This is a genomic window from Flavobacterium ginsengiterrae, from assembly GCF_039539785.1.
Lineage (GTDB): Bacteria > Bacteroidota > Bacteroidia > Flavobacteriales > Flavobacteriaceae > Flavobacterium > Flavobacterium ginsengiterrae.
The window spans coordinates 1,326,350-1,341,636 of record NZ_BAABDU010000003.1 but is presented as its reverse complement, the minus strand read 5'-3'; the positions used below and the strand labels follow the sequence as shown (position 1 = coordinate 1,341,636).

Annotated in this window: 11 protein-coding genes; all 11 read right to left on the bottom strand. The window is 34.6% G+C overall.

The window, feature by feature from the left end; all coding sequences use genetic code 11:
* Window positions 1-349: 349 nt before the first annotated feature.
* Window positions 350-1,276, bottom strand: coding sequence for a tRNA epoxyqueuosine(34) reductase QueG (gene queG, locus ABD859_RS08705; RefSeq protein ID WP_345143003.1), 927 nt, complete (start codon window positions 1,274-1,276; stop codon window positions 350-352).
* On the bottom strand, window positions 1,273-2,619 hold the full coding sequence (locus tag ABD859_RS08700; protein ID WP_345143000.1) for a cytochrome P450: 1,347 nt from the start codon (window positions 2,617-2,619) through the stop codon (window positions 1,273-1,275). Before ABD859_RS08700 ends, queG begins: the two co-directional genes overlap by 4 nt.
* A 5-nt stretch (window positions 2,620-2,624) precedes the next feature.
* Window positions 2,625-3,647, bottom strand: a complete 1,023-nt coding sequence (gene ruvB / locus ABD859_RS08695; protein WP_345142997.1) for a Holliday junction branch migration DNA helicase RuvB — start codon at window positions 3,645-3,647, stop codon at window positions 2,625-2,627.
* A 112-nt stretch (window positions 3,648-3,759) separates the two neighbouring features.
* Window positions 3,760-5,562, bottom strand: coding sequence for a cytochrome c oxidase subunit I (locus tag ABD859_RS08690; protein ID WP_345142994.1), 1,803 nt, complete (start codon window positions 5,560-5,562; stop codon window positions 3,760-3,762).
* A 30-nt stretch (window positions 5,563-5,592) separates the two neighbouring features.
* Window positions 5,593-6,783, bottom strand: coding sequence for a cytochrome c oxidase subunit II (locus ABD859_RS08685; RefSeq protein WP_345142991.1), 1,191 nt, complete (start codon window positions 6,781-6,783; stop codon window positions 5,593-5,595).
* Between the two features lie 19 nt (window positions 6,784-6,802).
* The gene (locus ABD859_RS08680) at window positions 6,803-8,197 is read right to left on the bottom strand and encodes a quinol:cytochrome C oxidoreductase (RefSeq protein ID WP_345142988.1); all 1,395 of its coding nucleotides are present in this window, start codon (window positions 8,195-8,197) and stop codon (window positions 6,803-6,805) included.
* A gap of 27 nt (window positions 8,198-8,224) precedes the next feature.
* Complete coding sequence (locus tag ABD859_RS08675) at window positions 8,225-8,770, bottom strand: c-type cytochrome (RefSeq protein ID WP_345142985.1); 546 nt, start codon at window positions 8,768-8,770, stop codon at window positions 8,225-8,227.
* A gap of 8 nt (window positions 8,771-8,778) precedes the next feature.
* Window positions 8,779-9,303: a DUF3341 domain-containing protein gene (locus ABD859_RS08670; protein WP_025572651.1), complete on the bottom strand. Its 525-nt coding sequence runs from the start codon at window positions 9,301-9,303 to the stop codon at window positions 8,779-8,781.
* On the bottom strand, window positions 9,296-10,696 hold the full coding sequence (nrfD, locus tag ABD859_RS08665) for an NrfD/PsrC family molybdoenzyme membrane anchor subunit (protein WP_012023712.1): 1,401 nt from the start codon (window positions 10,694-10,696) through the stop codon (window positions 9,296-9,298). The genes ABD859_RS08670 and nrfD overlap by 8 nt, the downstream gene beginning before the upstream one ends.
* Window positions 10,697-10,730: 34 nt before the next feature.
* Entirely contained in the window at window positions 10,731-13,790 is a 3,060-nt protein-coding gene (locus tag ABD859_RS08660) for a TAT-variant-translocated molybdopterin oxidoreductase (RefSeq protein ID WP_345142978.1), read from the bottom strand.
* A gap of 32 nt (window positions 13,791-13,822) precedes the next feature.
* Window positions 13,823-15,157 (bottom strand): cytochrome c3 family protein, encoded by a 1,335-nt coding sequence (locus tag ABD859_RS08655; RefSeq protein WP_345142975.1) that lies wholly within the window; start codon window positions 15,155-15,157, stop codon window positions 13,823-13,825.
* Window positions 15,158-15,287: the final 130 nt, after the last annotated feature.

The window sequence follows — 15,287 nt, the reverse complement described above, 5'->3', positions numbered from 1 at the left end:
AATTAGTAGTTTTGGAGCAGCGAAAGTATATAAACACCTCATTACTAACTACATTAGTCGACAAACTACTTGGAAAAACGTTGAAATACACTTTTAGTTAAAATTAATTAACTTTAACAAGTCGATAAAGATGATAATTTGACAATAAAATAACAGAAATTTCTTAATTTTTTAAATAAATGTTAGTTTATTATAATTTCATAGATAAAAAAGCAAAATTATCTTACAATTAATATTCTTAAAAGAGTAATAAAAAACATTATATAATTCTGATTACCAACAATATAAATCAAAGCGATTTATAAAAATAGCAACAGTAATTTTTTATAAAAAGTAGGACTTAATTATTTCATTGTAAAAACTTAATGTTTCTTTTAAGTCCGTCAAATTTTGTTCTTTTAATGGGAGAATTTTTAAATACTACTCGAAAAGTTTCTTCGGTAATTTCGGTCCAATCCTTTTTAGAGAAAGAAAGTAAATCAGGATTTGGATTAAATAGTGGTTCTGAATGAGGTTTAGAAAATCTATTCCAAGGGCAGACGTCTTGACAGGTATCGCAGCCAAACATCCACTCATCAAATTTTCCTTTCATGTCATTAGGAATATTTTCCTTGAGCTCAATTGTGTAATAAGATATACATTTACTTCCATCTACAATATAAGGAGCAAGGATTGCTTGTGTGGGACAAGCATCTATACAAGCAGTACAAGAGCCGCAATGATCGGTTACTGCATGATCATATTCTAAGTCGAGATCTAAAATAAGTTCGGCTATAAAATAAAAAGAACCAACTTTTTGAGTTATCAAATTGCTGTTTTTTCCAATCCAGCCCAAACCGCTTTTTGCCGCCCAGGCTTTGTCTAAAACTGGTGCCGAATCAACAAACGCACGTCCGGAAACTTCACCAATATTTTCCTGAATCGAATGTAGAAATTCTTTCAATTTTTCTTTTATCACAAAATGATAATCCTGTCCATAAGCATATTTGGAGATCTTAAAACTCTCATCATTTTGAGTTTCAGATGGAAAATAATTCAATAAAAGAGAAACAACACTTTTTGCATCATCAACCAGCAATGTTGGATCCAGACGTTTGTCAAAATGATTTTCCATATAAGCCATTTGGCCGTTATGGTTGTTATTTAACCATTTTTCAAGACGCGGTGCTTCTTTTTCTAAAAAACCAGCTTTAGAAATTCCACAAGAAATAAAGCCTAATCTTTTGGCCTCTTCTTTTATAAATTTTGAATATGTTTCTTTAGAATTTATACTCATCGTTTACAGAATGAAACTTTCACGTTAACTGGTTTCAGCGTTATCAGCGGATTAAATTTAACTATATCATCATCTGATTTAATGACATATTTTTTTACAATTTGAGATATTGTAAGACACATTTCATAAATAGCAAATCCAGTTCCAATACACATTCTTGGTCCTGCTCCAAATGGATAAAAATACTGCATGGAATCCTTTTTTTGGTCACCAAGAAAACGTTCCGGAATAAATTCGTCCGGATTAGTCCAATATTTAGGATTTCTGTGAAGTTCATAAAAAGAAACCCCAATTAAAGTGTCTTTTTTTATTTTGAATTTTGCCAGAATATCATCTTCAAGATTCTGCCTGTCAGTAATCCATGCAGGCGGATACAGTCGCATAGATTCATTTAAAACAGCATTTGTGTAAACCATTTTTTGAAGCTGTTCGATAACATTATCCGTTTGTAATTCAAGCTCAATAATTTCATCAAAAATCTTTTGCTGCACCTCAGGATTTCTTCCTAATAAATGCAGTGTAAAAGTTAAAGCATTCGCAGAAGTTTCATGTCCCGCTATAAATAAAACTTTGATTTCATCAATCAATTGTTCTACAGACATACCTTCACCAGTATCTTCATATCTGGTTTCTAAAAGCATATTCAATAAATCATTTACTTCCTCTCCCGAAGCTTTTCTTTCTTCAATAATTTCTTTGATGATACTGTTATTTTCTTCTGCCAATTTAAGATGTTTCTTAACCTGACCACTCAAAGAAAACCACCAAGCTTTATGAGGAAGCCTGATTTCTTTAATTAAAAAATTCTGAACTTCCTCAATAATAAATTTTATACGACGAAATTTACTTTCTGCTGCTGAAAGCTGAAATAGAGATTTGGCAACTACATTAAACGCAAGCTGACTCATGACAGGAAAAAGATCGATTGATTTTTCTTCCTCCAAATTAACAAGTTCTAAAGCGATAACAGCATTCATATTATCAACAAGCTGATTCATTTTTTGTTTATGAAAAGCAGGTTGAATTAAACGTCTTTGTTTTAACCAAAAATCACCATCACTGGTTAAAAGTCCTTTTCCTAAATATTTAGAAAGATAAACTGATTGAAATTTAGACTTATGATAATTCTTTTGATTCTTAACTAAAATATGTTGTGCAACTTCATTATCTCTCGACAATATAATATATTTTGAAAAGCCAATTCTAATAGAAAAAGAATCTCCTAATTCTTCAAAATATCTTTTATGAAAAGGAATCGGATTTCTTCGAACGCCTTCGGCATCTTTAAAAAACCTTAATATTGATATTTTTTTAGGGTAAATATATTTTCCATTAACAGACATAACAACTAGAATAAACCTCCTTGAATGTTAGTGTTTATTTTTCCTAAGTGTTTATATGCTTTTTCGGTAACTTCACGACCACGCGGAGTACGCATAATAAATCCTTCCTGAATTAAGAAAGGTTCATATACTTCTTCAATGGTTTCACTGCTTTCAGATACTGCTGTTGCTAAAGTAGAAAGTCCAACTGGTCCACCTTTAAATTTATTAATAATAGTCAATAATATCTTATTGTCCATTTCATCAAGTCCATGAGCATCAACATTCAATGCTTTTAGAGCATATTTAGAAATTTCCAGATCAATAGTTCCGTTTCCTTTTATCTGCGCAAAATCCCTAACTCTACGCAATAAAGCATTTGCAATACGAGGAGTTCCACGACTGCGGCCAGCAATTTCTATTGCGGCTTCAAGATCAATAGGCATTTTTAAAATTCCCGCACTTCTTTCAACTATTGTAGTCAAAAGCTCTGTAGAATAATATTGTAAACGCGATGAAATTCCAAAACGTGCCCTCATTGGAGCCGTTAATAATCCAGAACGAGTTGTTGCACCAATCAAGGTAAAAGGATTCAAATTGATTTGAACTGTTCTGGCATTTGGACCAGATTCAATCATGATATCAATTTTAAAATCTTCCATTGCTGAGTATAGGTATTCTTCAACAATAGGACTTAAACGATGAATTTCGTCTATAAATAAAACATCTCTCTCATCAAGATTAGTCAGTAAACCAGCTAAATCACCCGGTTTATCCAAAACTGGTCCAGAAGTAATTTTAATCCCAACTTTTAATTCATTAGCCAGGATATTAGCCAATGTTGTTTTACCAAGTCCGGGAGGTCCATGAAATAAAGCATGATCTAATGCTTCACCACGCTGATTAGCAGCAGCAACAAAAACTTTTAAATTTTCTAAAACCTGGTCCTGACCGGCAAAATCATCAAATGACAGCGGACGCAATCTTTTTTCAAGATCTAATTCTTCTGAGTTATATCCTTTTGTTGTAGGATCAAGATTTTCATTCATCTTACAAAGATATAGAAAGTAATTAGTTTTGTAAAATAGTAAAACTGAACGTTTACAACTTTAACTAAACAAAAAAGACTGTCATTTCTGACAGTCTTTTGCAAATTTTATTTTAGTGGTGTAAAACTTGTTCACCTTCTTTCATTGGTACATTTTGAGGAACAAAATCTACATCATGATTTGGGTTACTGTAGTCATACGGCCAACGGTATACGTGAGGAATTTCTCCAGGCCAGTTTCCGTGGATGTGTTCAACTGGAGTAGTCCACTCTAAAGTTGTAGATTTCCATGGGTTTTGAACTGCTTTTTTACCGTAGAAAATACTGCTGAAGAAGTTATATAAGAACACTAACTGGAACGCACCTCCTACAAGAGCAAATGTTGTAATTAAAACATTCACATTTTGTAAATCATCGAATAATGGGAAGTTTGTATTTGTATAATAACGTCTTGGTAAACCAGCTAATCCAATAAAGTGCATTGGGAAGAAAACTCCATAAGCACAAACTGCAGTAATCCAGAAGTGAATATAACCTAAGTTTTTATTTAACATTCTTCCGTACATTTTAGGGAACCAGTGGTAAATACCAGCAAACATTCCGTAAAGTGCTGAGATACCCATTACTAAGTGAAAGTGAGCAATTACGAAGTAAGTATCGTGAACGTTAATATCTAAAGTACTATCTCCTAAAATGATACCTGTTAAACCTCCAGTAATGAAAGTAGAAACCATTCCAATAGAGAACAACATTGCAGGGTTAAACTGTAAGTTACCTTTCCATAAAGTTGTAATCCAGTTAAACGCTTTTACAGCAGATGGAATTGCAATCAATAGAGTTGTAAAAGTAAATACAGATCCTAAGAAAGGATTCATACCCGAAATAAACATGTGGTGACCCCAAACGATAGTAGATAAAAATGCAATTGCAAGAACTGACATAATCATCGCTCTGTAACCAAAGATTGGTTTACGAGAGTTTGTAGCCATAATTTCAGATACAAGACCCATTGCTGGTAAGATTACGATGTAAACCTCAGGGTGACCTAAGAACCAGAATAAGTGCTCAAACAATACAGGAGAACCTCCTTGGTAATGTAAAACTTCACCAGCGATGTAGATATCAGATAAGAAGAATGAAGTACCAAAACTTCTGTCAAAAATCAATAATAAAGCTGCTGATAATAATACTGGGAATGAAATAACACCAATAATAGCTGTTACAAAAAATGTCCAGATTGTAAGAGGAAGTCTAGTCATAGACATTCCTTTAGTTCTTAAGTTAATTACAGTAACAATGTAGTTTAGTGATCCCATTAAAGAAGAAGCAATAAAGATAGCCATTGAAACTAACCATAAAGTCATACCAGTTCCAGAACCTGGAATTGCTTGTGGTAAAGCACTTAATGGAGGGTAAATTGTCCAACCTGCAGAAGCTGGTCCAGCTTCAACAAATAAAGAACATAACATTACTACAGCAGATAAGAAAAACAACCAGTATGAAATCATATTCATGAATCCAGAAGCCATATCTCGCGCTCCAATTTGAAGTGGAATAAGTAAGTTACTAAAAGTACCACTTAAACCAGCCGTTAGTACAAAGAATACCATGATGGTACCGTGAATTGTAACTAACGCAAGATAAATATCATTTGCCATTACACCGTCTGGTGCAAACTTATCTCCTAATAAAACATTGAATATTTTAAAAGACTCTTCTGGCCACGCTAATTGCATTCTGAAAAGCAAGGACATTGCAATACCAATTACTCCCATAACAATACCAGTAATTAAGTATTGCTTAGCAATCATTTTGTGATCAATACTAAAGATATATTTAGTAATGAACGTGTCTTTATGATGATGTTCGTGCTCGTGATCGTGTCCGTGATCGTGACCGTGCGCTTCTGCTGACATATATGTGTACTTTAAATTTTCTTAATAATATTATTTCATAGCTACTTTAGCTACAGCTGCTTTAACAGTATCAACAACCGCTTTTACAGTATCTTTTACTTTAGCAGTAGTATCTGTTGCACCTTCAACTCCTTCAGCTGGTTTTTCAGCAGCAGCCGCCGCTTTAATATCCTGAGCTAAAGTTGTTTTTTCGCTTAACCATTTTTTGTAATCTTCCGGAGTATCAACAACAACTTTCATTTGCATGTTATAGTGTGAAGCTCCACAGATTTTATTACATAATAATAAATAATCAAATGTATAAGGATCTAAAGCAGTACCTCCTTTTGCAACTAACTCAACACTTTTTTCAGCTCTAAGTTTATTGATGTTTGCCACTTTTTCAACCATAAATGGCAACTCTCTATATTCTGCTGTAGTGTAAGTTGGAACAAATGCAAACTCAGTAACCATACCTGGTACACAGTTCATCTGCGCTCTAAAGTGAGGCATATAAGCTGAGTGTAATACATCTTGAGAACGCATTTTGAAATGTACTTTTTTACCTTTAGGAATATGTAATTCAGAAACTACTATATCATCTTGAGCGTTAGGATCTGACATATCAACACCTAATGTATTAATACCTTCAATTAAACGTACGTTAGCCTTTCCTAAAACATTATCTTGTCCAGCATATCTTGCAGTCCATTTAAATTGCTGAGCATATAATTCAATTTCGATTACATCTTCATCTTTATCAACGAACATGATGTTATTCCAAGCGTATAATCCATAAAGAATTAAACAAGCCAAAACAACAGATGGAATAATACTCCAGATTGCCTCTAATTTATTACTATCAGCAAAGAATAATGCTTTTTTATCTTTATTCCCTTTATATTTAAAAGAAAACCAGTATAATAAACCTTGTGTAATTACCTGAACTGTAAAGATTAAAACCCAAGTAATATTCATTAAACTATCTACTAAACCACCGTGCTCAGAAGCAGGAGTATGAAGTGCCAAATTACCCCATTTTAGTAAACCATAAATAGTAAATATATAAATGAATGCTAAAAAGCCAAACAAAATATATCCCTGAATGTTATTGTCATTATCTGATGCAACTTGAGAATCGTCCGAAGAAGATCCTACTTGAGTAAGATCAAATATCTTGGTCAATTGCCATAATGCAACTGCTAATAAAACTAAAACTATAATTACCAACAAACTTGTCATCTGTTTACTTCTTTAAATATTAATAATGAAAATGTTTACTTTCTTCAATGAAAGGATTTCTTTTTGCAAGCAAAGGAGATTTCGTTAATGCAGTAAATACAACAAATATAAATAATCCTAAGAAGAAAAGAATAGACGCAATTTCAGAAACTCCAATAAACCATTTGTCTCCAACTGTACCAGGCATAATCATATTAAAGAAATCAACATAGTGACCTAATAAGATTACAATACCTGCCATAACTACAACCCAGTTAAGACGTTTGAAGTCTGTATTAATTAATATTAACAATGGGAAAACAAAGTTCATAACAACCGCTCCAAAGAAAGGAAGGTTATACAATTGAATTCTTGTTACAAAATAAGTTACCTCTTCTGGAATATTAGCATACCAGATCAACATGAACTGAGAGAACCATAAGTAAGTCCAGAAAACACTAATACCAAACATAAATTTAGCTAAATCGTGAATGTGGCTGTTATTTACATACTCTAAATATCCTTTTGATTTTAAGTAAATTGTTATTAAAGCAATTGAGGTAATACCACTTACGAAGAAAGATGCGAAAACATACCATCCGAATAAAGTACTAAACCAGTGTGGATCAAAAGACATAATCCAGTCCCAAGACATGATAGACTCTGAGACGATAAAGAATACTAAGAATCCAGCAGAAGCTTTAAAGTTCTTTTTGTAGTAAAGATCATCATTTGCTTCATCTTGGGCTAAACAGTTTTTTCTAGAGATATAACGATATAAATTCCATCCCGCTAAGAAAATAGCAGCTCTAACAATCCAGAAAGGAAAATTTAAATATCCTGATTTTCCAGCGATGATAGCATCATAATTTGCACTCTTAGGATCAGTAACTCCTTCACCTAACCAAACAAATATATGGTTAAAATGTAATCCGCATAATACTAAAATTATGAAGAAAATTATAGAACCAGCAGGTAAGTAAGCTGTAATTCCCTGCATAACTCTAAATAAGACAGGAGACCAGCCAGCCTGAGCTACTTGTTGAATAGCATAAAATGCTAAAACTCCCATAGAAAGCAGTAAGAAGAAAATACATGCTACATATAATGCAGACCAAGGTTTGTTTTGCAACTGGTGCAATACGTGGTTTAAATGTTCCGTGTGTTCATCAGCAGCACCTACTTTTGCATGCTCACCACCTTTATGTTCTTCATGTGAAGCCTCTGCTGCTTCATGATGTCCTGCTTCTTTATGAGTAGCCTCTGCAGACTCTCCATGTGCAGTACCATGAGCTCCGTGAGCATCAGCTGCTAGTATTTTTTCAACTTCTTGAATATCTTTAGGTGCACTTAAAAAACCATACCCAATTCCTAATAGTCCTAGAACCATTAAGATGATAGAAAAAGTTTTTAATTTACTTGAAAATGTATACATATCTATTACGATCAGTTTGTTCAACAATTATAATTGGCTTTTTAGTTTCAGAACATAGTCAGCAACTAACCAACGTTCGTGAGCACTTAATTGATTTGCATGTGAACCCATTGCATTTAAACCATAAGTCTCAACATGAAAGATACTTCCTTCAGTGATTTCTCTGTCTTTATAGCTAGGCACCCCAAGAAATTTTTCTCTTTCAACCAATTTACCTTTACCGTTTCCAGTAGCACCATGGCAGCTGATACAGTAAATCTCGAAAAGTTCTTTTCCTTTTCCAGAGTTTTTATCTTCTTCAGTTAAAGGTGATTTTAAATTAGCTTTCGCTGCTTCATACCCTGCTGTCGAATTTTCATATTCATAAGGTTCAAAACCTCTATTTATAGTTCCTTCTACAGGAAGCTGTCCTTCTTTTCCTCCTTTAAATATTTTAGCTTCTGTATATGGCTCGTAAGCAACAGACTCATACATATTTGGGAAATACTGATAGTTTGGTGCCGAATTATTGTGGCAAGATGAAACTAAAATAGTTATACCAACTAAAAGTGTTATTTTATATATCCTTTTCATAGCTACAATTAATTCTTTTCAATTACTTTAACTTCTACAGCTCCAGTTCCTTCAAAGAAAGAAACAAGTTCTGCTTCGTTATCATTTACAGCAACCTCCATTAAGAAATGGTCATCTGTTGTTCTTACATCAGGATTTTCAGCCTGCTTAAATGGCCATAATCTACTTCTCATGTAAAAAGTGATTACCATTAAGTGCGCAGCAAAAAACACAGTCATTTCAAACATAATTGGCACAAAAGATGGCATGTTTTGAATGAAACTAAAACTTGGTTTTCCACCAATGTCCTGTGGCCAGTCATGAATCATGATATAACTCATCATTGTTGTTGCAACAGAAATACCAACACATCCATATAGGAAAGCACAAATTGCTAATCTTGTTGGTGCTAAACCCATGGCTTTATCCAATCCGTGAACTGGGAATGGAGTAAAAACCTCTTCAATATGATGATGAGCAGCTCTGGTTTTCTTTACTGCATCCATCAAAATATCATCGTCATTATAAATGGCGTATATTACTTTATTACTCATGATGTGAATCTTTATTTGCTCTTTCTCTAATGTAATTATCTCCTGTTCCTTTCAAAATTGTTTTAACCTCCGCCTGAGCAATTACAGGGAATGTTCTAGAGTATAGTAAAAACAATACAAAGAAGAAACCAATTGTTCCGATGAAAATTCCAATATCAACAAATGTTGGTGAGAACATTGTCCAAGAAGATGGAAGATAATCTCTATGTAAAGAAGTAACAATAATTACGAATCTTTCAAACCACATACCAATATTTACTACAATCGAAATAATGAATGAGAACATGATACTAGTTCTTAATTTTTTGAACCACATGAACTGAGGAGAAAATACGTTACAAGTCATCATAGACCAGTAAGCCCACCAGTAAGGTCCTGTAGCTCTGTTTAAGAATGCATACTGTTCATATTCTACACCAGAATACCAAGCTACGAATAACTCAGTGATGTAAGCTACACCAACAATAGACCCAGTAATCATGATAATGATGTTCATTAACTCAATATGCTGTAATGTGATATAAGCTTCAAGGTTAGAAACTTTTCTCATAACGATCAACAAGGTATTTACCATTGCAAATCCAGAGAAAACCGCTCCAGCAACGAAGTATGGAGGGAAGATTGTTGTATGCCATCCTGGAATTACAGAAGTAGCAAAGTCCATAGATACAATTGTATGTACAGAAAGTACAAGTGGAGTAGCTAAACCAGCAAGTACCAAAGATACTTCTTCAAAACGCTGCCAGTCTTTTGCTCTACCGCTCCATCCAAAACTTAAGATAGAATAAACTCTTTTGTTAAATGGAGTAATAGCTCTATCACGAAGCATAGCGAAATCAGGAAGTAGACCAGTCCACCAGAAAACTAATGATACTGAAAGATAAGTTGAAATCGCGAATACGTCCCAAAGCAATGGTGAGTTAAAGTTTACCCATAAAGATCCAAACTGGTTTGGAATAGGTAAAACCCAGTATGCTAACCATGGACGACCCATGTGAATGATTGGGAATAAACCTGCCTGAACTACTGAGAAAATAGTCATTGCTTCCGCAGAACGGTTAATAGCCATTCTCCAACGCTGACGGAAAAGTAAAAGTACTGCAGAAATCAAAGTTCCCGCGTGACCAATACCAACCCACCAAACGAAGTTAGTAATATCCCAAGCCCAACCAACTGTTTTATTTAATCCCCAAGTTCCGATACCGGTAGATACGGTGTAAATTATACAACCTAACCCCCAAAGGAAGGCTACTAATGCGATTGTAAATACAATCCACCATTGTTTATTTGCAGGTCCTTCAACAGGCGCTGCCACATCTACAGTTACATCGTGATATGATTTATCACCTATAACTAAAGGTTTTCTAATGGGTGCTTCGTAATGAGACGACATAATCCTTTATATTGTTTCTTAATTAATAATTTTACTAAGTGTTTCTAACTTTTACGTGATAGAAAACATTTGGTTTTGTACCAACATGTTCTAATAAATGATACATTCTATCGCTTTCTGCCAATTTAGCAACTTCGCTTTCTTTATCATTTACATCTCCAAATACCATAGCACCAGAAGAACAAGCTGCAGAACATGCACAAGCATTGTTGAACTCGTCTTTACCTACTACTCTGCCTTGACGTTTAGCTTCAAGGATTACAGCTTGAGTACTTTGGATACAGAATGAACATTTTTCCATAACTCCACGAGAACGAACGTTTACGTCTGGATTTAATACCATACGACCTAAATCATCATTCATGTGATAATCGAATTCACTGTTTTTGTTGTATAAGAACCAGTTGAAACGACGTACTTTGTATGGACAGTTATTAGCACAGTAACGAGTACCAACACATCTGTTATATGCCATGTGGTTTTGACCTTGACGACCGTGAGAAGTTGCAGCAACCGGACAAACTGTCTCACAAGGTGCGTGATTACAGTGTTGACACATTACAGGCTGGAATGCTACTTGCGGATTAGCTCCTGGTTTCTCCATTTCATTAAATGTAGATAATGAACTAGATAAACCTGCAATTCCTTCTTTTCTTTCGTTATCACCTTCAAAAGTACTTTCAGAAGAATAGTATCTATCGATACGTAACCAGTGCATATCACGGCTTCTTCTTACCTCTGCTTTCCCTACAACAGGAACGTTGTTTTCAGCATGACAAGCGATAACACATGCTCCACATCCAGTACAAGCATTTAAATCGATAGAAAGATTAAAATGGTGACCTGTAGTACGATCAAACGATTCCCATAAATCAACCGTAGTAGCTTCTACTTCTTGGTGATCTAAAGATACCATTGGCTGTTCGTTCCAATGTTTTGCATCTTGAGTATTGAAGATCTCTAAAGTAGTCTCTTTAATAATATCTCCTCTACCCATTAAAGTTTTCTGTCCTTGAACACAAGCAAACTCATGCTCTCCACTTGCCTTAGCAATGTTGATAGACTGAACACTATTGAAATTTTTATATAAAGCGTAAGCGTTTAAACCTACTTGCATTTCTTCTTTTAAAGCAGCTTTACGACCATAACCAACCGCTAAACCAACTGTACCAACAGCTTGTCCTGGCTGAACAATTACTGGAACATTGTCTAATTTAAGACCGTCTGCAGTAGTAATAGTTGCATAACTACCATTTAATCCTCCATTTGCAACAATTTCATTAGATAATTTAAATTTCTCAGCATCAGCTTGTGAAACTGTAACATAATTATCCCAAGAAACTCTTGTAATTGGATCTGGAAACTCTTGTAACCAAGGGTTGTTTGCATGCTGTCCATCTCCCATACCTGTCTTAGTATATAATACTAATTCTAGTTCTCCTGAAGACTTTGATTTAGAAAGCAAACTTGCAGCACCAGCGTAGTCATAAGAACCTCCAGCTAAAGCAGAAGACCCTACCACAAAAACTCCGTCATGTAAAACTTTATTCCAAGAAGAACCAGTAATGATTGTTCCAGAATTAGCTTTTAAATAATCATAAAAGTTTCCAGGTGTTCCATTTACTGACAATAAAACGTCTTGAAATTGTTTTGTATCAAAAATAGGACGAATAGTAGGCTGAGTTAAACTGTAAGTACCTTTTGTAATTTCAACATCTCCCCAAGACTCTAAGTAATGAGGCGCAGCAGCAGCGATTGTAGATTTAGCAGCAGTTTCATCTTCTTTTAAAGAGAATGCAACTGAAGTTTTAACTTTTTCTAACCCAGATACAAATGAAGCAGAATCAGCCAAAGTATAAACAGGGTTAACACCACTCATGATCAAAGTATGAACACTTCCAGCATTCATGTCTTTAATTAACTGAGCTACAACAGCATTAGAACCTTTTCTAATTTGTCTTGTACCAGCTGTACTAAAAGCTTCACTAGCTAATGCCTGATTAATAGCTAAAACTAATAATTGTGCGTTTTTATCTTCAATTCCAGATACTAAAACACCTTTTGTACCTGCAGCTTTTAATTGCTGTGCAGCTTTTACAACCTCTGCTTTAAATGCACCATCTAAAGCAACAGGAACAGAAGCACCAACAACAATATTGTATATTTGAACTAAAGCTTGTTTTTGAGCAGCAGTAGTCATTGGAACACGCTTATCAGCAGCTGCTCCAGATAATGTCATATTTGATTCAAACTGGAAGTGACGAGACATTTTTCCGTTTTGCGGAATACGTCCTTTAGCATATCCAGCATCATATCCACCACCTTGCCAGTCTCCTAAGAAATCAGCACCAACAGATACAATTAATGACGCTTTTGAAAAATCATAATCTACTAAAGCTCTCTCTCCGTATACAGTCTCGAATGCATCTAATGCATCAGAAGAAGAAACTGCATCATAAACAACATGCTTAGCATTTGGATTTTTAGCGATAAATTCAGCTATTAATTTCTCAGTAGTTGGGCTCGCTAATGTATTAGTCAATAATACTACTTGACCTCCTTTAGCTTTAGCATCAGCTAAGCTTGATTTAATTTTTAAATCAACTGCTGACCAACTGCTGTTTTTTCCATCCAATTTAGGCTCTTTCAAACGCATACTATCATATAAACCTAAGATAGACGCATGAATTCTTGCATTTGCCGAAAACTTAGCACCAGCAATGGTGTTGTTTTCAATTTTAATTGGACGACCCTCACGAGTTTTTACCAAAAGATTAGCAAAATCAAAACCGTCAAATACAGTAGTTGCATAATAATCTGCAACCCCAGGAATGATTTGCTCTGGTTGTAATACATAAGGGATAGACTTGTGCACAGGACCCTCACAAGCAGCAAGTGTAACTGCCGCAGTACTAAATCCTACGTACTTTAAAAAGTCACGACGTGAAGTTCCAGATGAAGCTAAAGCATCTGCATTCCCTAGAAATTCTTCTGTAGGAATCTCTTCAACAAACTCGTTATTTCTAAGCGCCTCAACAATAGAGCTATTTTCTAGCTCCTCAACACTTTTCCAGTATTTTTTGTTTGATGACATTGTATATATATATTAAAATCTTAATAATTCGATTAATAGTGGCATTTACCGCATTCTAAACCTCCCATTTGCGCTGCAGTTAATTTCTCTACACCGTATTTTTTAGAAAGTTCAGCATGAATTTTTTCATAGTAAGCGTTTCCTTCCATCTTAACATCAGTTTTTCTATGGCAATCAACACACCATCCCATTGTTAATTTAGAGTATTGCTTCATGATTTCAAATTCTTGTACAGGACCGTGACAAGTTTGACATTCAACACCTGCAACAGAAACGTGTTGTGAGTGGTTGAAGTAAACAAAATCAGGAAGATTATGAATACGAACCCATTTTACTGGCTGTGTTTTTCCTGTATAAGCTTGTTTAGTCTTATCCCATCCAACAGCATCGTATAATTTTTGAATTTGAGCATCATAAAATGCTTTGCTGTATTCAGCGGTAGCAGTAGTTTCAGCAACTTCAGAAATATTTTTATGACAGTTCATACAAACATTTAAAGAAGGAATACCAGCAGTTTTACTTACACGTGCAGCAGAGTGACAATATTTACAATTGATCTCATTATCTCCAGCGTGAATTTTGTGTGAATAGTGAATTGGCTGAATTGGCTCATAGTTTTGATCAACACCAACCTGCATTAAGTATCCGTATACAAAATAACCACTAGCCAAAAGAAGGAATATTGAAGTAACTAATACTAAAAATTGGTTTTTAGCAAAAGCTTTCCAGATTGGAGTTCTACCTTCTTTTGGAGCAACTTCAATTCCGTTATTACTAGCAACTTTAGTTAATACTTTGTTCACCATGAACAACATAACAACTAAAATAGCCATTACAAGAGCAAGAGCCCCTAAAATAATATTGTTAGAAATTCCGCCACCCTCAACGTTTGTTCCAGGAGGAGTAGCAGCACCGCCTGCAGCTGCAGCTGGCTCAGCTTTTACTTCAGAAGTATAAGCGATAATATTATCAATATCACCTTCAGATAATTGAGGAAAAGAGGTCATTACCGCTTTGTTGTTTTCCTCAAAAAGTTTAACAGCAACAGGATCTCCTGATTTAATCATATCAGAACTGTTGTGTACCCATTTGTAAATCCAGGCCATGTCATGCTTAGAAGCAACGCCTCTTAAAGCCGGACCAGTTGATTTAGCATCTAATTTGTGACATGCAGCGCAATTTGCATTAAAAAGTTCTTTCCCTTTTACCGGATCACCACCAGATGCAGCAGCCGGAGCAGCAGCTTCAGTCGCCGCAGGAGCTGCAGCAGGATCTTGAGCAAATGAAGTTAGGGAGAAAATTAACGTTAGCGATAAACTAAGTAATAATTTTCTTGAGATCGAATTATGGTTACCCACCTTTTTCATATAGTATAATAATTATCTACTAATTTTTGGTATGATTTTTTCTGTAGTAAATCAGACAAAAATTAATACCTTCTTTTAAAACTTGCACAAAAATACGACTTATGAACTATTCTCAAAACCTTAAAATACT

Excerpts from the sequence above, each read along its gene's own strand:
- ABD859_RS08670 (WP_025572651.1), bottom strand. The coding sequence starts at position 9,303 with ATGAGTAATAAAGTAATATACGCCATTTATAATGACGATGATATTTTG.
- ABD859_RS08675 (WP_345142985.1), bottom strand. The coding sequence starts at position 8,770 with ATGAAAAGGATATATAAAATAACACTTTTAGTTGGTATAACTATTTTA.
- ABD859_RS08680 (WP_345142988.1), bottom strand. The coding sequence starts at position 8,197 with ATGTATACATTTTCAAGTAAATTAAAAACTTTTTCTATCATCTTAATG.
- ABD859_RS08660 (WP_345142978.1), bottom strand. The coding sequence starts at position 13,790 with ATGTCATCAAACAAAAAATACTGGAAAAGTGTTGAGGAGCTAGAAAAT.
- ABD859_RS08655 (WP_345142975.1), bottom strand. The coding sequence starts at position 15,157 with ATGAAAAAGGTGGGTAACCATAATTCGATCTCAAGAAAATTATTACTT.
- ABD859_RS08685 (WP_345142991.1), bottom strand. The coding sequence starts at position 6,783 with ATGACAAGTTTGTTGGTAATTATAGTTTTAGTTTTATTAGCAGTTGCA.
- ABD859_RS08690 (WP_345142994.1), bottom strand. The coding sequence starts at position 5,562 with ATGTCAGCAGAAGCGCACGGTCACGATCACGGACACGATCACGAGCAC.
- ruvB (WP_345142997.1), bottom strand. The coding sequence starts at position 3,647 with ATGAATGAAAATCTTGATCCTACAACAAAAGGATATAACTCAGAAGAA.
- ABD859_RS08700 (WP_345143000.1), bottom strand. The coding sequence starts at position 2,619 with ATGTCTGTTAATGGAAAATATATTTACCCTAAAAAAATATCAATATTA.
- queG (WP_345143003.1), bottom strand. The coding sequence starts at position 1,276 with ATGAGTATAAATTCTAAAGAAACATATTCAAAATTTATAAAAGAAGAG.
- nrfD (WP_012023712.1), bottom strand. The coding sequence starts at position 10,696 with ATGTCGTCTCATTACGAAGCACCCATTAGAAAACCTTTAGTTATAGGT.